The organism is Flavobacterium sp. KACC 22763 (genome assembly GCF_028736155.1).
Lineage (GTDB): Bacteria > Bacteroidota > Bacteroidia > Flavobacteriales > Flavobacteriaceae > Flavobacterium.
Genome location: NZ_CP117879.1, coordinates 3,807,371 through 3,826,845, shown reverse-complemented (window position 1 = coordinate 3,826,845; position 19,475 = coordinate 3,807,371). Strand labels below are relative to the sequence as shown.

General features: G+C 33.1%; 18 protein-coding genes. 11 read left to right on the top strand and 7 right to left on the bottom strand.

What is annotated here, in order from left to right; all coding sequences use genetic code 11:
• Nucleotides 1-144: 144 nt before the first annotated feature.
• Nucleotides 145-492, bottom strand: a complete 348-nt coding sequence (locus tag PQ463_RS15980) for a winged helix-turn-helix domain-containing protein (RefSeq protein ID WP_274254513.1) — start codon at nt 490-492, stop codon at nt 145-147.
• Between the two features lie 273 nt (nt 493-765).
• Here PQ463_RS15980 and PQ463_RS15975 point away from each other — a divergent pair, with 273 nt between their 5' ends.
• The 4 genes from PQ463_RS15975 (at nt 766) to PQ463_RS15960 (ending at nt 6,192) form a co-directional block, all read left to right on the top strand.
• A complete protein-coding gene (locus PQ463_RS15975; protein ID WP_274254512.1) occupies nt 766-3,807 on the top strand; it encodes a leucine--tRNA ligase in 3,042 nt (1,013 codons plus the stop codon).
• Between the two features lie 478 nt (nt 3,808-4,285).
• Nucleotides 4,286-5,134: an alpha/beta fold hydrolase gene (locus PQ463_RS15970; RefSeq protein WP_274254511.1), complete on the top strand. Its 849-nt coding sequence runs from the start codon at nt 4,286-4,288 to the stop codon at nt 5,132-5,134.
• A 1-nt stretch (nt 5,135) separates the two neighbouring features.
• The gene (locus PQ463_RS15965) at nt 5,136-5,609 is read left to right on the top strand and encodes an RNA polymerase sigma factor (protein WP_111376487.1); all 474 of its coding nucleotides are present in this window, start codon (nt 5,136-5,138) and stop codon (nt 5,607-5,609) included.
• The gene (locus PQ463_RS15960; protein ID WP_274254510.1) at nt 5,596-6,192 is read left to right on the top strand and encodes a hypothetical protein; all 597 of its coding nucleotides are present in this window, start codon (nt 5,596-5,598) and stop codon (nt 6,190-6,192) included. The genes PQ463_RS15965 and PQ463_RS15960 overlap by 14 nt, the downstream gene beginning before the upstream one ends.
• A 73-nt stretch (nt 6,193-6,265) precedes the next feature.
• Here PQ463_RS15960 and PQ463_RS15955 read toward each other — a convergent pair whose 3' ends face one another.
• Nucleotides 6,266-6,661 (bottom strand): MmpS family transport accessory protein, encoded by a 396-nt coding sequence (locus PQ463_RS15955; RefSeq protein WP_274254509.1) that lies wholly within the window; start codon nt 6,659-6,661, stop codon nt 6,266-6,268.
• Between the two features lie 167 nt (nt 6,662-6,828).
• Between PQ463_RS15955 and PQ463_RS15950 the strand changes: the two genes are divergently transcribed.
• The 3 genes from PQ463_RS15950 to PQ463_RS15940 all read left to right on the top strand — a co-directional run bounded on the left by PQ463_RS15950 (nt 6,829) and on the right by PQ463_RS15940 (nt 10,248).
• Nucleotides 6,829-8,841: an ATP-binding protein gene (locus PQ463_RS15950; protein WP_274254508.1), complete on the top strand. Its 2,013-nt coding sequence runs from the start codon at nt 6,829-6,831 to the stop codon at nt 8,839-8,841.
• The gene (locus PQ463_RS15945; RefSeq protein WP_238989970.1) at nt 8,831-9,460 is read left to right on the top strand and encodes a response regulator; all 630 of its coding nucleotides are present in this window, start codon (nt 8,831-8,833) and stop codon (nt 9,458-9,460) included. The genes PQ463_RS15950 and PQ463_RS15945 overlap by 11 nt, the downstream gene beginning before the upstream one ends.
• Nucleotides 9,461-9,561: 101 nt before the next feature.
• The gene (locus PQ463_RS15940; RefSeq protein ID WP_274254507.1) at nt 9,562-10,248 is read left to right on the top strand and encodes a zinc metallopeptidase; all 687 of its coding nucleotides are present in this window, start codon (nt 9,562-9,564) and stop codon (nt 10,246-10,248) included.
• A gap of 201 nt (nt 10,249-10,449) precedes the next feature.
• Here PQ463_RS15940 and PQ463_RS15935 read toward each other — a convergent pair whose 3' ends face one another.
• The 3 genes from PQ463_RS15935 to PQ463_RS15925 form a co-directional block, all read right to left on the bottom strand.
• Nucleotides 10,450-10,920, bottom strand: a complete 471-nt coding sequence (locus tag PQ463_RS15935) for an Lrp/AsnC family transcriptional regulator (protein ID WP_008465121.1) — start codon at nt 10,918-10,920, stop codon at nt 10,450-10,452.
• Between the two features lie 248 nt (nt 10,921-11,168).
• Nucleotides 11,169-11,918 (bottom strand): uroporphyrinogen-III synthase, encoded by a 750-nt coding sequence (locus PQ463_RS15930; protein ID WP_111365823.1) that lies wholly within the window; start codon nt 11,916-11,918, stop codon nt 11,169-11,171.
• A gap of 14 nt (nt 11,919-11,932) precedes the next feature.
• A complete protein-coding gene (locus PQ463_RS15925) occupies nt 11,933-12,625 on the bottom strand; it encodes a DUF4271 domain-containing protein (RefSeq protein WP_274254506.1) in 693 nt (230 codons plus the stop codon).
• Between the two features lie 107 nt (nt 12,626-12,732).
• On the opposite strand from PQ463_RS15925, the gene PQ463_RS15920 reads away from it, so the two are divergent.
• Genes PQ463_RS15920 through PQ463_RS15910 form a run of 3 tightly spaced genes read left to right on the top strand, consistent with a single transcriptional unit; the run spans nt 12,733 to nt 15,295 of the window.
• Entirely contained in the window at nt 12,733-13,458 is a 726-nt protein-coding gene (locus PQ463_RS15920) for a polyprenol monophosphomannose synthase (protein WP_008465116.1), read from the top strand.
• 10 nt (nt 13,459-13,468) lie between these two features.
• Nucleotides 13,469-14,809, top strand: a complete 1,341-nt coding sequence (locus PQ463_RS15915; RefSeq protein WP_274254505.1) for a dihydroorotase — start codon at nt 13,469-13,471, stop codon at nt 14,807-14,809.
• A 9-nt stretch (nt 14,810-14,818) separates the two neighbouring features.
• Nucleotides 14,819-15,295 carry a DUF4296 domain-containing protein gene (locus PQ463_RS15910; protein ID WP_274254503.1) on the top strand — a complete coding sequence of 159 codons (477 nt, stop codon included), beginning with the start codon at nt 14,819-14,821 and terminating at the stop codon, nt 15,293-15,295.
• On the opposite strand, the gene PQ463_RS15905 is transcribed toward PQ463_RS15910, so the two are convergent.
• Nucleotides 15,290-16,291, bottom strand: coding sequence for an NAD-dependent epimerase/dehydratase family protein (locus tag PQ463_RS15905; protein ID WP_274254502.1), 1,002 nt, complete (start codon nt 16,289-16,291; stop codon nt 15,290-15,292). The genes PQ463_RS15910 and PQ463_RS15905 overlap by 6 nt on opposite strands.
• Nucleotides 16,292-16,506: 215 nt before the next feature.
• Nucleotides 16,507-17,742 (bottom strand): outer membrane beta-barrel protein, encoded by a 1,236-nt coding sequence (locus PQ463_RS15900; RefSeq protein ID WP_274254501.1) that lies wholly within the window; start codon nt 17,740-17,742, stop codon nt 16,507-16,509.
• Nucleotides 17,743-17,991: 249 nt separating this feature from the next.
• Between PQ463_RS15900 and tyrS the strand changes: the two genes are divergently transcribed.
• Nucleotides 17,992-19,287 carry a tyrosine--tRNA ligase gene (gene tyrS / locus PQ463_RS15895; RefSeq protein WP_274254500.1) on the top strand — a complete coding sequence of 432 codons (1,296 nt, stop codon included), beginning with the start codon at nt 17,992-17,994 and terminating at the stop codon, nt 19,285-19,287.
• The last annotated feature ends 188 nt before the right edge of the window (nt 19,288-19,475 follow it).

The window sequence follows — 19,475 nt, the reverse complement described above, 5'->3', positions numbered from 1 at the left end:
TTTGTAAATTGATTTTTGGCTAATTGTTTTTTTATTGAAAATTCAGTGTGTTTTTAAATGAATACTGATGACAAAAAAAATCTATTTTTATAATATAAGTTGTGACCGAAATCATATCGATAAAAATTGAAAGGATAAAGTTTTTTAAAATTTCAAATTCTGAGTTTCTTTCAGGGCAAATTCTTTAATACGCTTTTCAACCTCATAAAAAACAGCAATGGCTCTTTCTCCAGCTTCAGTCAATCTAGCACCGCCACCACCTTTTCCTCCAAGAAGTTTTTCGACCAAAGGAGATTCAGCACGTTGATTCATTTCTTCAACCAATTGCCAAGCTTGACGATACGCCATTTTCATTTCTTTGGCAGCATTGGTAATTGATCCCGTTTTTTCGATGTTTTCTAAAAGCCAAATTTTGCCGATTCCAAGAAACGCACCTTCAGCTTCTTCAATCCAAACACGGACTTCTACCGAATATTTTTTATCGTTGCTCATTTTATTCTTTTAATGACTTTGTAAAAATAATTCTTTTTTAATGTAAAAATATTCTTCCAGAATTTAAAATTAAGCTTGAAGAAAATAAACGACTTAAGTATTTTGACTGCAAACATAAGTATTTTTACGTAATTAAAATTAAGTATTTTGTTATTTTATTTGTTTGTCAATGAAATAGCTTTGGTACAATCCGCAATAAATGTAAATTTGTGGCTTAATTAATTTAGTGAAAAGCTTAGAACCTTAGTAACTTAGAATCTTAGTCACTTAGAAATGAAGTACAATCCAAACGAAATTGAAGCCAAATGGCAAAAATATTGGGCAGAAAGTCAAACTTTTGCAGCAAAAAATAACTCTGAAAAACCGAAACATTATGTTCTCGACATGTTTCCTTATCCATCTGGAGCAGGACTGCACGTTGGGCATCCGCTGGGTTATATAGCTTCAGATGTGTATTCTCGTTTCAAAAGACATCAAGGTTTCAATGTTTTGCATCCAATGGGTTACGATAGTTTCGGATTGCCTGCAGAACAATATGCGATTCAGACAGGACAGCGTCCTGAAGATACAACGCGCGTAAATATTGACGGTGGAGTTGACAAAGAAGGAAAACAAATTGCTGGTTACAGAAAACAATTAGACAAAATCGGATTCTCATTTGATTGGGCGCGTGAAGTACGTACTTCAAATCCTGATTACTATAAGCATACACAATGGATTTTTATCCAGTTGTTTAATTCTTGGTATAATAAAACGACAGACAAAGCTGAAGATATTTCGACTTTAATTTCAGTTTTTGAGAAAGAAGGAAATGCAAATGTAAGCGCCGTTTCTGATGATAATATTGCCGTTTTTTCGTCAAGCGAATGGAATGCATTTTCTAAAGATGAACAAGAAAAAATCCTTTTGCAATATAGATTAACCTATTTGGCAGAAACAGAAGTAAACTGGTGTCCAGGCTTAGGAACTGTTTTGGCAAATGACGAAATTGTAAATGGAGTTTCTGAACGTGGAGGCTTTCCTGTTATAAGAAAAAAAATGACACAATGGAGTATGCGAATTTCTGCTTATGCCGAACGCTTGCTTCAAGGTTTAAATGATATTGATTGGAGTGAATCAATTAAAGAATCTCAAAGAAACTGGATCGGGAAATCGGTTGGAGCTTTGGTGACTTTTAATGTGAAAAATCACGATGAAGTAATCGAAGCATTCACAACAAGACCTGATACTATTTTTGGAGTTACTTTTATGACTTTGGCGCCAGAACATGATTTGGTAGCTAAAATTACAACTGCTGAACAAAAAGAAGCTGTTGAAGCGTATATCGAAAAAACAGCAAAACGATCTGAGCGTGAGCGTATGGCCGATGTAAAAACTATTTCTGGTGTATTTACGGGAGCTTATGCTGAACATCCTTTTACAAAAGAATCAATTCCGGTTTGGATTGGGGATTATGTTTTGGCAGGTTACGGAACTGGCGCTGTAATGGCGGTTCCTTGCGGAGACGAAAGAGATTATGCTTTTGCTAATTTCTTTAAAGGTCAGAACGGAATGCAGGAAATCAAAAATATTTTCGCGAATGTTGATATTTCTGAAGCAGCTTACGGATCAAAAGATAACGTTGAAATCGCAAATTCTGATTTCTTAAACGGATTAGATTATAAAAAAGGAACTCAAAAAGCGATTGAAAAATTAGAAGAAATCGGACAAGGAAAAGGTAAAACAAATTACCGTTTACGTGATGCTGTTTTCTCTCGTCAGCGTTATTGGGGTGAACCATTCCCAGTTTATTATGTGAATGGATTACCTAAAATGATCGAAACTCAGCATTTGCCAATTATTTTGCCTGAAGTAGAGAAATATTTACCAACAGAAGACGGTTTGCCTCCATTAGGAAACGCAGCGGTTTGGGCTTGGGACAGTGTTCAGTGTTCAGTAGTTAGTACACAGTTGATTGACAATGTCACTATTTTTCCTCTTGAATTAAACACCATGCCAGGTTGGGCGGGAAGTTCATGGTATTGGATGCGTTATATGGATGCGCACAACGAAACTGAATTTGCTAGCAAAGAAGCATTGGCTTACTGGGAAAATGTAGATTTATACATTGGAGGAAGTGAGCACGCAACAGGTCATTTATTGTATTCTCGTTTCTGGAACAAATTCTTAAAAGACAAAGGTTTCGCTCCTACCGAAGAACCATTCAAAAAACTGATTAATCAGGGAATGATTTTAGGAACGACTGCTTATGTTTATAGAAATTTTTATCAAGTAAATTTCAATACTACTGAATTTGACGAAATTTTGAAAAATGAAGTGGCAAAGTCTCCAATTTTTATTTCGAAGAATATGTTGAATTCATTGAATAATGAAACGACATCAGAATTATTACATTCAGATATTGATAAATTAAAAAATGATTTTAAGAATAGACTAACAGAAATCATTGGAACAAATGAATATATTGATGTGAATATTGATTATAATTTTCAGCCTATCCGTGTTGATGTAAATTTTGTTAATTCTTCGGATGAATTAAATATCGAAAAGTTCAAAGCTTGGAGAGAAGATTTCAATACAGCAGAATTTATTTTAGACGAAAACGGAAAATATATTGTTGGCCGTGAAGTCGAAAAAATGTCGAAGTCATATTATAATGTCGTAACTCCGGATGATATCTGTGCAGAATACGGTGCAGATACATTACGTTTATACGAAATGTTCTTAGGTCCATTAGAGCAGGCAAAACCTTGGAACACTGCCGGAATTTCAGGAGTATTTGGTTTCTTGAAAAAATTATGGAGATTGTATTTTGATGATAATGGTTTAATCGTAAATAACGACGAACCAACAAAAGACAACTTGAAATCATTGCATAAAACCATCAAAAAAGTAGCTGAAGATATCGAGAATTTCTCTTTCAATACTTCGGTTTCTCAGTTTATGATTTGTGTAAACGAATTGTCTTCTCAAAACTGTCATTCAAGAGCGATTTTAGAGCCATTAGCAATTTTGGTTTCGCCTTATGCACCGCATATTGCAGAAGAATTATGGTCGCAATTAGGACATACAACTTCAATTTCAGAAGTTGCTTTCCCAATTTTTGAAGAAAAACATTTAGTTGAAACCAATAAAGAATATCCAGTTTCTTTCAACGGAAAAATGCGTTTCACTATCGAATTGCCTTTGGATTTAACTAAAGAACAAATCGAAGAAATCGTAATGAAAGACGAAAGAACTCAAAAACACTTAGACGGAAGAACACCAAATAAAGTGATTATTGTTCCTGGAAAAATAATTAACCTAGTCGGTTAATTATTTTAAAATTCCAATATTTAAAATTCCAAATTCCAATTTTACGATTGGGGTTTGGGATTTTTTTTGTGCGTAGTTTTTTTGCCACGAATTGCACGAATTTCCACGAATTTTTTATTTTGGTCTTCGACTTCGCTCAGACTGACAATACGTAAAGTTTGTCATTTCGACGAAGGAGAAATCTTCGTAAGTAACTCCGTTCCAATAAGCCAATATTTGTAGAGCTTCTCGCGAAGATTTCTCCTTCGTCGAAATGACAAGATTGTGGAAAAAACTTTGCGGCTTAGTGCCTTTGCGAGAAAAAAAACTCACATTTTTTATCCTTATAAACCCCCGTAAACATTGGGATTTGGAATTTTTTTTATTGAAATTTTAAATTAAGTTGTAACATTTTAATAGTTGCCGTATCAAAAGCATGGATCCGATTTAATTAACAATTTATTGCTATTAGAATTTTAACAACTTAAAACTATTAAAAATGAAAAAGTATATCATCTTAATTATCGCATTCTTATTCTCAGCATTATGTCTAAATGTTTTTGCACAAACAAAACAATATCCTTTTGAAGTAATTAAAACAGGAAAAGGAAAACAATCTATAATCTTCATTCCAGGATTTGCTTCTTCTGGAGACGTTTGGAATGAAACAAAAGCAACATTCGAAAAAGACTTCACTTGCTATACGCTTACCATGTCAGGTTTTGCAGGAGTAAAACCACAGCCAAATCCTTCATTCGAAAATTGGAAAAACGAAATCGCAACTTATATCAAAGACAATAAAATTGAAAAACCAATTGTAATTGGCCACAGTATGGGCGGAGGATTGGCACTTGCTATTGCGGCAGATTATCCAGAATTGATTGGGAAAATTGTGGTTGTGGATGCACTTCCTTGTCTGGCCGCTTTAAGTGATCCTTCTTTTAAATCAAAAGAAAATAACGATTGTACGGCAACTGTAAGTAAAATGACGGGAATGAACGAAACGCAGTTTTACGATATGCAGAAACAAATGATGCCGAGACTTCTACAAGATCAATCTAAATTGGAGACGGTTGTGAGCTGGAGTGTAAAATCTGACCGAAACACTTTTGGGCAAATGTATTGTGATTTTTATAATACCGATTTAAGAGAAAAAATCTCACAGATTAAATGCCCGTCTTTAGTTTTATTAGAATCTTATTTTATAAATTTAAAACCAGCAATTGAAGGTCAGTATAAAAATTTAAAAGCGGCCAATTTTCAATACGCCACAAATGGTCTGCACTTTATTATGTACGATGATACGGCTTGGTACATGGGGCAGTTGAACAATTTTTTAAAAGCTTAAAATGAAATTCGAAGAAATATATAAAACTTATTGGGACAGAATTTTTAGACTTTGCATGGGTTTCGTAAACGATTATGATGCCGCTCAGGATTTGACTCAGGAAACTTTTATAATTGTTTGGCAGAAACTGGAAACTTTCAGAAATGAATCTTCTATAGGTACGTGGATTTTCAGAATCGCTTCTAATAATTGCCTGAGGCAGATAGAAAAACAGAAGCGTTTTCCAAAATCTGAACTTCCCGTTCATCTTTCAGAAGAAAAACAAACCTCATTAGAACCTCAGATTCAATTCTTGTATAAATGTATTGCTGAGCTTCCAGAAACCGATCGTATCATTATTTCGTTAGAATTAGAAGATATCAAACAAAATGAAATTGCTAAAATTGTCGGTCTTTCTGAAGCCAATGTTAGAGTGAAAATTCACAGAATTAAAGAAAAACTGACTCAAAAATTTAAAGAAAATGGACAACGATAATAATATAGATTTTAAAGATTTATGGAAAAAACAATCTGTAAGTCAGTCAGACATGAGCGATTTGCTGGCGCGAATAAATAAGTTTAAGAAAACAAGTTTGCGTTGTTTATGGCTTACAAATATTCTGCTTTTAGCAACTAGTGCTTTCATTGCTTTTATTTGGGTCTCTTATCAGCCTCAATTTGTTTCGACTAAAATCGGAATTGTTTTGGTGATTTTAGCAATGCTGATTTATTTAATGGTTTACAACAAACTATTAGGTAATTATAAAAATATAGACGCAAATCAAACCAATCAGGAATATTTGCAAAACTTGATTTTAATTAAAAAGAAACAAAACTTCATGCAGACAAAACTGATGACTTTGTATTTTGTTTTGTTAACCCTTGGAATTTGCTTGTATATGTACGAATATGCAAGTAGAATGAAACCTTTGATGGCGATTTTGATTTATGGAATGACATTGTTCTGGATGTTGTTTAACTGGTTCTATATTCATCCAAAACAAACTAGAAAACAGCAGGAAAAAATAAATAGTCTAATTGAAAAATTTGAAGAAGTTAATCATCAGTTAGAATCATAAAAAAAAGAAGCTTCGCAATTGCGAAGCTTTCTTTTACCAAAAACAAAAATCTAAAATTTTAAATTTCTATAAACTATAGTGGGAAAATGTAAGTGCCAGGAATCGCAACGATTGTTCCATCAGCTTTTGCTTTCGCAGTTGTTTCCTTTTCTAGTTTTCCTCCAACATAAATTTTTACAGTTAAAGTTTGATCGACAACACCTCCATGACCTGAAACCTGGACTGCAGCACCGGTAGTACCTGCGGAAGCAGTAAATTCTTTAGTCCAAGGTAATTTGGCAATATCAACACTTTGTCCAGCATCTCCAGACTCCATATAAACTGCATCCATCTGTCCAGAAAAGTTTCCTGTTACTTCATATTTAACGTCTCTTGAGTTGTTTCCGCCTTTATCATCATCGCTGCTGCAAGAAACTCCAGTAAAAGCAAGAGTCATTACAATTGCTAAGGTTTTCAAAATTGATTTCATAAGTATATATTTAATTAATAGTAAGATCTACAACAAAATTAGCCCCTTAACTATGGGAGAACAATACCTGATAAAATGTATTTTTTATTACCTGATATCAGGTAAAAGCAAGGAATTTCTTTTCGAAAGTCATTAAGCTTTAATAACTTTGAGTAAATGCCACATTTATGAAGAAAATCTACGCCTTTTTATTTTTTTTATTTTTTACCGCAATTTCCAATTCACAAGTAATTCTTTCATTAGATGATGATACTGTTTACATTGACAGTATTGTTAAAATCACAAAAAATACAAAATCAGATAGCGTTAAAAGTTTGAATAGTTTCAGATTATCAAAACTGTTTTTGATGTCGCAGGATGCAAAAAAATCTAAAGAATATCTTGAACAGGCAAATAAGCTTAAAGTCAAATTTCCTTTTCTAAAAGATGCTTCTATTTTTTATAATGCTTATAGTTTTATAGAAAAAGGCGATTTAGATGGTTTTGAAAAAGCTTTGCTAGAAGCTAACTCTAGACTCAAAAAATACCGTAATAAAGAAGCGTATAAACTTCGCGCTGTGATACTTCAGAATTATGGTATAATGCAGCAGCGTAAGAATAATGAAAATGCTTATATGAAATTGCTGGTAAATGAAGCGATTCCCATTGCCAAAAAAAGTGGTGATTATGAATTAATCAGTGCATTAAATAAAGCAGTTGCCATTATTTTTATGAACAATGATGAACGCGAAAAAGCGGCAGAATATCTGGACCAAGCGCAGAAATATATTGAGAGCGCCACCAAAAAATCTGCGACTTTAGCAGAGTCTAAGATGGAAACGTATATTATAAATGCAGAAAATTTAGTCGAGCTGAAACATTTTTATGATGCCAAAGAAATTCTGGACAAAGCTTTTGAGACTTTAAAAAAATATCCAGAATCAAACTTAAATGATTCTTATTATTATTCTGAAGGGCTTTATTATGCGAAACAAAACAAACACAACGAGGCATTAGTAAGTTTTGAAAAAGGAATTAAATCGGCAGAAAGCCATCAGAATGCAATTGCAGTAAACAGATTGAAATTTGCTGAATATGAAGTGCTTTTTAAACTGAAAAATTACGATAAAGCTAAAAGCAATTTAGAATATCTAATTGCAAAAACGCCTTTTATTGTAGATAAAAAGAATTATTACAAAGAGCTGTCTAAAGTTTATAATGCAACAAAAGAATATTCAAAAGCTTATTATTATTCGAACAAATACAATGTTATAAACGATAGTCTAAACGATGCTAAACTGAAAACTGAAATTGTAGAACTTGAAGCAAAATATAAAAAAGCAGAAAGCGAAAAGAAAATTGGTCTGCTGCAGTCGGAGAATGAAAAAGCGGTTTTGCAGGTTAATAATAACCGTTTGAATATGTTGCTTTTTGCAGTGCTTTCGTTTGTTTTGTTTCTGACGGTTTTGTTTTTGTGGAGCTGGAATAATTATCAGAAAAAGATAAGTTTTCAAAAAGAAGTCAATCATAAACAAGAACTTGAAGCATTAGAGAATCAGCAAAAATTATCCGTTTCAAATGCTTTGATTGAAGGAGAAGAAATTGAACGTAAAAGAATTGCCAGGGATCTGCATGACGGACTTGGAAGTATGCTTTCTGGTCTTAAAATGCATTTAAATCTCGCCGATCGAGAGAATAAAGAAAACGCACCAAACATTAATGTTTTGTTGAATGATTCGATTAAAGAACTTCGCAATATTTCTCAGAATTTAATGCCAGAAAGTTTAATGAAACTTGGGCTTGAACATGCGCTTAGAGATTTATGTGCTTCGCATTCAACGGCCGAAACCACGATCGAATTTCAGTATTTGATTAAAAAAACAACTTTGCCACAGCATTTTAAAATTATGATTTTCAGAATCATTCAGGAACTTCTGAATAATTCTTTGAAATATGCCAAATCATCGCAGATTCTGGTTTCCTGCTCGCAGAACAAAGATGTGTTTTTTATTACGGTTGAAGATAACGGAATTGGCTTTAACGTAGAATACGCAGAAAAAAGAGATGGAATGGGCTTGCGAAATATTAAAAATCGTGTGGCTTTCTTAAACGGAAAATTGGAAATAGATTCTGTTCTGGATAAAGGAACTTCAACTTATATTGAACTAAAATATAACCCAAATCATGATTATGAAGTATAAAACGGTAATAGTAGACGATCATCCGATTGTGATTTCTGGAATTTCAGGTTTGCTGTCGGATTTAGATAATATTGAAATTGTAGATAAATTCGAATCGGGAATTGCGCTTTTAGATTATATAGAAGACAATAAAGTCGATTTGATTTTAATGGATATTTTTCTTCCGGTAATAAATGGAGTTGATTTGTGCAAAACAATCAAGCAAAAGCATCCTAGAATTGTAATTATAGGTATGAGCAGCCAGTCTGAAAGAAGCCTAGTTATGCAGTTTATCCAAAACGGTGGAAACGGATATATTCTTAAAAACGCTTCTTTTGATGAGTTTAAAGAATGTATTTACAAAGCTATTGAAGGCGAAATTGTTTTTAGCGAAGAAGTAAAAACTATAATTAGTCAGCCTTTGTCTGAAGATTTGGAAAGGATTCCGGGTTTGAGTAGAAGAGAACGCGATATTGCCTTATTGCTCTCGCAAGGAAAATCGACTCAAGAAATAGCAGACGATTTGTTTTTGAGTTTTCTAACCGTTCAAACACACCGACGCAATATTCTTCAGAAGTATAAAATGAAGAATGTGGCAGAATTAATTGCTTTTCTACTCAAAAATAACATGTTGAATTAAGTCAAAAGTGGTAAAATGATGTCAAAATGACATTTTGTTAAAGTGGTTCACATTTTGCAGTTTGTTTTGTAAATTTAAAATCAATCTAAAAACACAAAAAAATGGGATCAGGATATTTAATTATTGCTGGAGCTATAATGTTGTTCAGCTGGCTAGTAAGTTCGCAGCTGAAGAGCAAATTTGAATTATATTCGAAATTGCAATTGAGAAACGGAATGAGCGGAAGAGAAATTGCTGAAAAAATGCTTGCCGATAACGGAATTACAGATGTTCGTGTTATTTCAGTGCCAGGTCAGTTAACAGATCATTATAATCCATCAGATAAAACAGTAAATTTAAGTGAGGCAGTTTATAACCATCGCAGCGCAGCCGCGGCAGCCGTTGCAGCACACGAATGCGGTCACGCAGTGCAGCATGCAATTGGCTACGAATGGCTTACAATGCGTTCTAAATTAGTGCCGATTGTAAGTGTAGCTTCAAATTTTGTACAATGGATTTTAATTGCAGGAATTTTAATGATTAAAGTTTTTCCAGGATTATTATTAGTCGGAATTATCATTTTTGCGGCAACAACTTTGTTTTCTATTATAACACTTCCAGTAGAATATGATGCGAGTAACCGTGCATTGGCTTGGTTAGAAAACAAACATATGCTTACGCAAGAAGAACAAGCAGGGGCAAAAGATGCTTTAAAATGGGCAGCAAGAACGTATGTCGTAGCTGCAATTGGTTCGATAGCAACGTTGTTGTACTATATATCAATTTATTCTGGAAGTAGAAGGAATTAATTGGATAATTGAGATAATTAGTCAATTAGATAATTTATAGCAAACCCGACAGGTTTTAAAAACCTGTCGGGTTTTGTGTTTTATGAAGTTTGTCAAGCTGAGCGGAGTCGAAGCCTTTATAGGTAATTAAGCCTTTCAAATTCGCTAAAGGTGACAGCTCGAGTGGAAATTATCTAATTATCGAATTGACACATTTTCTAATTAAAGTTGAATTTGCCTATCAATCTGCTGATCAAGTGAAATAAAAGTTTCGGTTCTTGAAACTCCTTCAATTGCTTGGATTTTTGTGTTAAGAAGCTGCATTAAATGTTCGTTATCACGACAGATAATTTTAATCAAAACAGACCAGTTTCCTGTCGTATAATGGCATTCTAAAACTTCTGGAATTTTTCTAAGTTCTTTTACGGCTTCAGAGTTTCTAGAAGCTTTGTCGAGATAAACTCCAACAAAAGCCATGGTGTTATAGCCTAGAACTTTTGGGTTTACAGTAAATTTAGAACCAGAAATAACACCAGATTGCTCTAGTTTTTTTAGTCTCTGGTGAATGGCTGCGCCTGAAATTCCTATTTTATTAGCGATTTGCAAGATTGGTTTTCGGGCATCGTCCATGAGATAGCGAAGTATTTCTTTGTCGATTCCGTCAATTTCAATTAAAAGGGAGTTGATTTTCATAACTTATAATTTGAAACTATTTTTAAGATTTGGGTTATCAATAGAAATCAAATGTAGTCAAAATGAAGGGGAAATGGAAATTCTAATATTGAAATCCCAAATTCCAAATTCCAAATTCCAAATTCCAATCATTTCCCGTGGTTTCAACCACGGGAAATGTATAGAATAAAACCTAAAAACAAAAATTCCAAATTTCAAGCGGTTAACTTGGAATTTGGAATTTTAAAAATTGTATATTTTATAAGAGATTATTTCCCTTTGTTTGCTTCTGCAACGTATTTTTCTAAAGCCATTGTCATAGAAGGCGTTTCAGGAGTTGGAGCAAGAATATCAATTCTTAAACCATGATCTAAAGCTTCTTTTTGAGTTGTGCTTCCGAATACGGCGATTCTGGTGTCGTTTTGTTTAAAATCTGGGAAATTTTTAAACAATGATTTAATTCCTGTCGGACTGAAAAAAGCTAAGACATCATAATAAACATCTGCTAAATCAGATAAATCACTCATTACAGTTCTGTAGAAAATTGCTTGTGCCCAATCTACTTTTAAACCGTTTAATGTAACAGGAGCATCTGCATTTAATTGGTCAGATGCAGGAAGTAAAAACTTCTCGTCTTTGTACTTCTTAATTAACGGAGATAAATCTGCAAAATCTTTTGCTCCAACGTAAATCTTACGTTTTCTGTACACAACATACTTTTGAAGGTAAAACGCAACAGCCTCAGATTGACAAAAATACTTCAACCCTTCAGGAACTTTGTAACGCATTTCATCAGCCACTCTAAAAAAATGATCTACAGCATTTCTACTTGTTAAAATGATCGCAGTGTAATGATTAAGATCGATTTTTTGTAATCGAATCTCTTTTGCGCTAACCCCTTCTACATGAATAAATGGTCTGAAATCAATTTTTATTTTGTGTTTTTGTTGGAGCTCAAAGTAAGGAGAATTCTCCACTTTAGGTTCAGGCTGTGACACCAAAATTGTTTTCACTTTCATATTATAAATATTTTCTAAGCACTCCCTTTTGTTATCCAATAATAGAGAAAATAATAAGGGGCTATTTCAAGAGCGCAAAGATACAAAATAAAATAAAATAACTTACCGATAATTACGTTTTGATACGTTTTAATTGAAATAAAGTAAGAGTATACGCTAATACACAGCGAAATGCCTATGATTGCTAGCGGTATAATTTGTGGAATATTGTTGTAATAGAACAAAATGGCATTGATAGGGAGGATTAAAACACCTATATACGTTCTGTAGGTTACTTTTTGTAAGTTAAAAAGTTCTACAAATTCATCAATATTGAAAGAAGCAGCTACAATTTTCTCAATCAAATATTTTCCTAAAATGAAATAAAGTAGAAAAGTTGCAATTCGGATAAATAAAAGCCAGTCAGTTTTTTGAATAGTATAGGCTCCAGTTTTTTGGTCTAGTGAAAATATATGCATCGTTAGCAGAATGAAAAAGGCAAACGATACAATCTGCACAAAAAATAAACCAACCGTAAAGCTGTTTTTCATGTGACTATTGTCTCGATAAATTTTGGCGTATTTATCAGAAAAAATAAGTTTACTAAACTCACTAAATCTTGTTTCGTAAGCCGATTTTGTCATGGCAACAACAGCAAAGGTCAGCACAAATAAAAGTGTTGCCCAGTCTTTGTTTTCAAGAATTCGAGGGTGTAATTGTTCAATCATAGCGTTACAAAATTAGTAATTTTTTGATGCAATACTTTTATTATATATTTATTATGAATCAAATGCTATAAAAAGTTTACTTTTGCGGTGAAATTACCGAGAAAAAAATGAATGATAGCATTGTCATAATTCCCACTTATAACGAAATTGAAAATATAGAAAGTATAGTTAGAGCTGTACTTTCACAACATAAATCTTTTCATCTGCTGATTATCGATGATAATTCTCCTGATCATACTGCGAAGAAAGTAATTGCATTGCAGGAAGAATATCCAGGAAAACTGTTTTTGGAGCAGAGAACTAAAAAATCAGGTTTGGGAACAGCTTATGTTCATGGCTTTAAATGGGCTTTGGAGCGCGACTATCAATTTATTTTTGAGATGGATGCCGATTTTTCTCATAATCCAAATGATTTAGAAAAATTATACGATGCTTGTCATTTCGGCGGAGCTGACCTTGCAATTGGATCTCGTTATGTAAAAGGGGTAAATGTGGTAAACTGGCCACTTAGCCGAGTTCTGATGTCTTATTTTGCTTCTGTTTATGTGAAATTTATCACCGGAATGAAAATTCACGATGCCACTGCAGGTTTTGTATGTTACAAAAGAGAAGTTCTAGAGAAAATCAACTTAAATAAAATAAAGTTTGTCGGGTACGCGTTTCAAATTGAAATGAAGTACAGAACGTACTGTGCTAAATTCCAAATTACGGAAGTCCCAATTATTTTTACAGACAGAACAAAAGGAGTTTCTAAAATGAGTAATGCTATTATCAAAGAAGCTATACTTGGAGTGATTTCGCTTAGATTAAGAAAATTAGTCAATTCATTATAAACCAACCGAGATGAACAGGATTTTAATAAAAAATGCCAAAATTGTAAACGAAGGGACAATTTTTGAAGGTGATGTTTTAATTGAAAACGATCTGATTGTTGAAATTGCAGACAGCATTTCGCTAAAAACTTCAGATTGTATTGTCATCGATGCCGAAGGAAATTATTTAATGCCAGGCGCGATCGATGATCAAGTTCATTTTAGAGAACCAGGTTTAACGCATAAAGGCGACATTGAATCAGAATCTCGTGCAGCTGTTGCGGGCGGGATTACTTCTTTTATAGAACAGCCGAATACGGTTCCGAATGCGGTTACTCAAGAAATTTTAGAAGATAAATATCAAATTGCGTCAAAAAAATCATTTGCGAATTACTCGTTTATGATGGGAGCAACAAACGATAATTTGGAAGAGGTTTTAAAAACGAATCCAAAAAATGTTGCGGGAATTAAGATTTTCTTAGGTTCGTCTACAGGAAATATGTTGGTTGATAATGAAGCGGTTTTAGAAAAAATATTTTCAAGCACTCCAATGTTAATTGCAGTTCACTGTGAAGACGAAACTACAATTAAAAATAATCTTGTTGCTTTTAAAGAGCAATATGGAGACGATGTTCCGGTTACGGCACACAATTTAATTAGAAGTGCTGAAGCTTGTTATATTTCTTCTTCAAAAGCTGTTGCTTTAGCTAAAAGAACTGGCGCAAGGTTGCATATTTTTCATCTTTCTACTGCGAAAGAAATGGAATTGTTTACCAATAAAATTCCATTAGAAGAGAAAAAAATTACTGCTGAGGTTTGTGTGCATCATCTTTGGTTTACAGATGAAGATTATAAAACAAAAGGAAATTTCATTAAATGGAATCCTGCGGTTAAAACAGCGGAAGATCGTGCTGAACTTTGGAAAGCTCTTAACGACGGAAGAATTGACGTAATCGCGACAGATCACGCCCCGCATACCAAAGAAGAAAAACAGCAATCTTATCTAAATGCGCCTTCTGGAGGCCCGTTGGTACAGCACGCTGTTGTAGCTATGTTTGAAGCGCATCATCAAGGAAAAATTAGTGTGGAGAAAATTGTGGAGAAAATGTGCCACAATCCAGCTAAGCTTTTCAAGATTGAAAAAAGAGGATTTATCAAAGAAGGTTATCACGCCGATTTAGTAATCATAAATCCAAGTCTGCCTTGGAGCGTTAAACCAGAAAACATTTTATACAAATGCGGATGGTCGCCGTTTGAAGGTTATACTTTCAAATCAAGAATTACGCATACTTTTGTAAACGGAGAATTGGTTTACAATAATTTCAAAGTAAAAGATACTAGAGCGGGTAAAAGATTATTGTTTGACAGATAAAAAGCAACTATGAAGAATTTTATAGTAATAATATTGGTTTTGTTTCTTTCTATCAGCTGTAAAAAGGATGTGGTAAAACAGCCTGCAAAGCTTATTGAGAAAGATAAAATGATTGATATTATGTATGATTTGTCTCTTTTGGAAGCAATGAGATATCAGAAACCATTGTCTTTGGATTCGATAGATAATGATCCGAAAAGGTTTATTTTTAAAAAATACAAAGTAGACAGTCTTCAGTTTGCACAGAACAACATGTATTATGCTTCTGATTATGATAGTTATAAAGACATGTTTGATCAGGTCAATAAAAGAATTGAAGTCAATCAAAGAGCAGCTGATTCTTTAGTTAAAATTGATGAGAAAAAAGCAGCGAAGCAAGCGAGAAATAAATTGAAAGAAATGTCAAAAGATTCTGTTCAGAAAACAACTCCAAAAGTTAATATTGATTCTATACAACAAGCTCACAGAAATAGAAGAAAACTATAATTTTGAGCTATCAATAATATATTGATGAATATCTGTAAAAACCGTTCCTAGAGCGGTTTTTATTTTTTCATTACTATACAGATTTTTTGAGTACGAAGCTTTTGCTGTTGCTTTTGTGATGCTTCTTTTTCTGAAAAATAAGGTCGAAAATATTCCGTCAGTAATCCACAATAAATTCATTAAAAATGGTGTGGCATGAATATGCGGTCTTTTTACTTTTAAAGCGTCAGCAACAGTGTCTAAAAGATCTTTAAAAACAATGTTGTCTGCAATTAGTGTAAAACGTTCGTTTTTTATATCGCTTTTCATCAACTCAAAACTGGTTTTGACAACATCATCAACAGAGATAAAACCAGTGCTTCCCAATGTGTAGAATGGAAGTCCTTTAGAAACTTTACGATATATTTCACTACTACCTTCATCAAAAATATCCATCATTTTTGGCGGACCTAGAATTACACCTGGATTTACAATAATAACATTTAAACCTTCTTGGTGTCCGCGCCAAACTTCCATCTCGGCACCATATTTAGAAATGGCATAATCGCTGTGTGGTTTTTCAGGGTTCCAATCTGTTTCTTCGGTAATGTGTGTTTCATGCGCTGCAATATCTCCTAAAGCGGCAATCGAACTGATATAGCAAAACTTTTCTACTTCTTTGGCGATAGCAAAATTGACCATATTTGCAGTTCCTTCGATATTGGTTTTTCTAAGGGTTTCTTCGTCTTTTGGTTCGAAAGAAATAAAAGCTGCGGAATGATATACTTTTGTGATGCCGATAAAAGCAGTTTCAAGAGAAGGTATGTCCAAAATATCGGCTTCAAGCCAATTAATTTTTTCAAACAAATCTGTTTTTTTATAAAGATCAAAAACCGATTTTGTTTTCTGAATATTCTTTTCGGTTCTGTAAATTGCCCGAACATTTTCTCCATTTTCAATTAAATGAAGCAATAAATGTGCGCCTACTAAACCAGTTCCTCCAGTTACTAATATCATGTTGTAAAGATAAGTTTTTGGTTGGAAGGAGCAAAGTTGCAGAGGAACAAAGTTGCAAAGGATTTTTTATAAAGTTTCAGAGTTTCAAAGAGTTTTTTGTTTTTTGTCATTGCGATCAATATTGATTGCATTTGCACAAATTATTTAAAACACTAAAGCAAAGGATAAATGTTTGTCCTTTGCTTTAGTTTTTTTTGTGAAGTTCCTGTTGTGTACTAGAAGATAGAATAGGCAAATACCAAATCAATTGCTTTGTAGTCAACAGAAATGGTGTTGTAATCTCCTAATAGCTGTTTTTTTGTATTTGTTCTAATTTCAGCACTGAATTTGTTTTTAAAGTTGTAACCTACTCCAAAAGTAAAATTAGATCCCGTTTTACTTTCAAGCTCTGCATTTTTATCAAAGGATAAACTTGCTTTTCCATTTATATCAAAAGAGTAAGCAGCATTTATGAAAACTTTTGAATTATTATTAATAAGAAAATAATAACGTAATCCTATTGGAACTTGGATGCTTGTGTATTTAACTTCTATGTTACGAGTTATAGGGGGAGATCCCGCAAAAAGACCTGGTCTGCTATATTGTTTGGTGGTTTCGTATTTTTGATAAGCAGGATTTAAAAAGAGGCTCCATTTGTTTTTATTAAAAGGAAGAAGATATTCTGCTTCCAAGCCTATTTTAAAATTAGTATTGCTATCTAAATTTACATCTATTGATGGACTGTCTCCATCATTCATAGATCCTGAGATAAAGCTAAGTTCAGGTGTTATTTTTAAATGAAAATGACCTTCACTAGATTTAGATATTACACTGTTTTTTGTTTTGTTGTCGGTATTATTGTGTTTTAAAAAGTATCTGGTAAGATCAGCTTTTTTATATTTTAGATTCGTAATCTCGCTGTCGGTTGTATTTGCAGATCTTACATTGTTGTTTAATTGTTGTTTGTAGGAATCATTTTCTCTTAATTCTCCGGTTGATTTATCTCCTTTTGTCAGAGTGTATTTTAAATATATAAGTTGTTCTAACGGGGTACTTTTTGTTTCGTAAAAATATCGAATAAGATTTCCTTCGGTATACGAGTATAGTGTTGCTTCTCCCTGAACTAATAACCTTAGAAAAAGAGTATTTTCTTCCCATACAGGTTGTCCAGTTTCTGATAGTTTGTCTAAATTATCACTGGAACGATCCATTTTTACTTTGGCTCTTTTGAAAGTTACAGTATTGTCGATTCCAAATTCTTGAACATTAGCAAGGGTTTCTGTTTTGTAATCGTTGTCATTAATCTGGGATTTGTATTTGAAATCGGTTGGATTGTTTTTCCAGTCTAAGTTTCGGATGAAACATTCTGTTCGTGTTCCATTGTTGGAAATAAAGTATCCTTTTTCAAAAGATATCTGTGCATTGATAAAGGTGCAGTAAAGAAAAAGAATAAGTAAAAAGGTATTTTTCATTTTGGTAGTTTTTGGTGGGCGAATCTAAACAAAAAATAAAATAGATTTTTACGTGTTTCCGTAAAGTGATTTATTAAATATCCTTTGCCCTTTTGTATTAGAAAAGTGAGTTTTTAAATAAATCTCATTATCATGTTTTTAGTTTAAATGATTAAAATTTATATTGAAAGGGCTTTTTATTGTTGATAATGAAATTGCTTTTTGTGATTGCCATCGACATTGATTACATTTGCGCAAATTATTTAAAAAATGAAGAATCTAGTTGAAGAATTAAAATGGCGCGGGTTATACCATGATAGTATGCCTGGAACGGAAGAACAATTGCTAAAAGAAGCAACCACTGCCTATATCGGTTTTGATCCAACGGCAGATTCACTGCACATCGGAAGTATGGTACAGATCATTTTATTGGTTCACTTAAAGAATTTCGGACATAGACCGATTGCCTTAGTAGGTGGAGCAACAGGAATGATTGGGGATCCTTCTGGTAAATCTGATGAAAGAAACTTGCTTGACGAAGAGGCTCTAGCTAAAAACGTAGCTGGAATCAAAAGCGTTTTGTCTCGTTTCTTAGATTTTAATTCAACCGAAGTAAATGCACCTGTAATGGTGAATAACTACGATTGGATGAAAGAATTCTCTTTTATCGATTTTGCACGTGAAGTTGGAAAAAGAATTACTGTAAACTATATGATGGCTAAAGATTCTGTAAAAAAGAGATTTAGCGGCGAAGGTGAGGGAATGTCTTTTACAGAATTTACATATCAGTTAATTCAAGGTTACGATTTCTATCATTTATATAAAAACAACAACTGTATTCTGCAAATGGGTGGTTCTGACCAATGGGGTAATATTACCACAGGGACAGAATTAGTGCGTAGAATGGGAGGTGAAAATGCTAAAGCTTACGCTTTAACAACTCCTTTGATTACAAAAGCTGACGGATCTAAATTCGGAAAATCTGAAGGTGGAAACGTTTGGTTGGATGCTGATAAAACTTCTGTATACAAATTCTACCAATTTTGGATTAATACAACTGATGCAGATGCAGAAAAATATATTAAGATTTTTACTTTCCTAGATGAAGGAAATATAGAATCTTTAATCGCTATTCATCGTGCAGAACCACATTTAAGAATTTTACAGAATGCATTGGCTAAAGAAATTACAACTTTTGTTCATGGTGAAGAAGAATTAGAAAAAGCGATTCAGGCTTCAAATGTATTATTTGGAAAATCTACTACTGAAGATTTGAAAAATCTGGATGAATCGACTTTCTTGGAAGTTTTTGACGGAGTTCCGCAAGCTGAAATTGCAAAATCTGATTTAGAAAACGGATTGGAAATTATCACGGTTTTAAACGAAAAAACTGGTTTCTTTAAATCAAACGGAGAAGCGAGACGTGCTTTAACTGCAAACTCAATTTCTGTAAATAGAGAAAAAATAAAAGAAGATTTTGTTTTAACAGCAAATGATTTAATCAACAATCAATTCGTTTTATTGCAAAGCGGAAAGAAGAATTATTTTGTGATTCGTGTTGTTTAAAAAGGTTTAACTGTTTAATCGGTTAATTGTTTAATCGATTCATGAAAATCTTAAATTGATATATAAATCCCAATGTTCAAAAGAATATTGGGATTTTTTTATTGAAAAAAAACATTCCGTAGGAATGTCTGGTCGGTAGTTAAAATTTAGTTTGCAGTTATACGTTCCGTAGGAACGTTTGAACAATG

Excerpts from the sequence above, each read along its gene's own strand:
- PQ463_RS15910 (WP_274254503.1), top strand. The coding sequence starts at position 14,819 with ATGAAGAATTTTATAGTAATAATATTGGTTTTGTTTCTTTCTATCAGC.
- PQ463_RS15945 (WP_238989970.1), top strand. The coding sequence starts at position 8,831 with ATGAAGTATAAAACGGTAATAGTAGACGATCATCCGATTGTGATTTCT.
- PQ463_RS15930 (WP_111365823.1), bottom strand. The coding sequence starts at position 11,918 with ATGAAAGTGAAAACAATTTTGGTGTCACAGCCTGAACCTAAAGTGGAG.
- PQ463_RS15920 (WP_008465116.1), top strand. The coding sequence starts at position 12,733 with ATGAATGATAGCATTGTCATAATTCCCACTTATAACGAAATTGAAAAT.
- PQ463_RS15975 (WP_274254512.1), top strand. The coding sequence starts at position 766 with ATGAAGTACAATCCAAACGAAATTGAAGCCAAATGGCAAAAATATTGG.
- PQ463_RS15955 (WP_274254509.1), bottom strand. The coding sequence starts at position 6,661 with ATGAAATCAATTTTGAAAACCTTAGCAATTGTAATGACTCTTGCTTTT.
- PQ463_RS15935 (WP_008465121.1), bottom strand. The coding sequence starts at position 10,920 with ATGAAAATCAACTCCCTTTTAATTGAAATTGACGGAATCGACAAAGAA.
- PQ463_RS15925 (WP_274254506.1), bottom strand. The coding sequence starts at position 12,625 with ATGATTGAACAATTACACCCTCGAATTCTTGAAAACAAAGACTGGGCA.
- PQ463_RS15900 (WP_274254501.1), bottom strand. The coding sequence starts at position 17,742 with ATGAAAAATACCTTTTTACTTATTCTTTTTCTTTACTGCACCTTTATC.
- PQ463_RS15915 (WP_274254505.1), top strand. The coding sequence starts at position 13,469 with ATGAACAGGATTTTAATAAAAAATGCCAAAATTGTAAACGAAGGGACA.
- PQ463_RS15950 (WP_274254508.1), top strand. The coding sequence starts at position 6,829 with ATGAAGAAAATCTACGCCTTTTTATTTTTTTTATTTTTTACCGCAATT.
- PQ463_RS15940 (WP_274254507.1), top strand. The coding sequence starts at position 9,562 with ATGGGATCAGGATATTTAATTATTGCTGGAGCTATAATGTTGTTCAGC.
- PQ463_RS15960 (WP_274254510.1), top strand. The coding sequence starts at position 5,596 with ATGGACAACGATAATAATATAGATTTTAAAGATTTATGGAAAAAACAA.
- PQ463_RS15965 (WP_111376487.1), top strand. The coding sequence starts at position 5,136 with ATGAAATTCGAAGAAATATATAAAACTTATTGGGACAGAATTTTTAGA.
- PQ463_RS15905 (WP_274254502.1), bottom strand. The coding sequence starts at position 16,291 with ATGATATTAGTAACTGGAGGAACTGGTTTAGTAGGCGCACATTTATTG.
- PQ463_RS15970 (WP_274254511.1), top strand. The coding sequence starts at position 4,286 with ATGAAAAAGTATATCATCTTAATTATCGCATTCTTATTCTCAGCATTA.
- tyrS (WP_274254500.1), top strand. The coding sequence starts at position 17,992 with ATGAAGAATCTAGTTGAAGAATTAAAATGGCGCGGGTTATACCATGAT.
- PQ463_RS15980 (WP_274254513.1), bottom strand. The coding sequence starts at position 492 with ATGAGCAACGATAAAAAATATTCGGTAGAAGTCCGTGTTTGGATTGAA.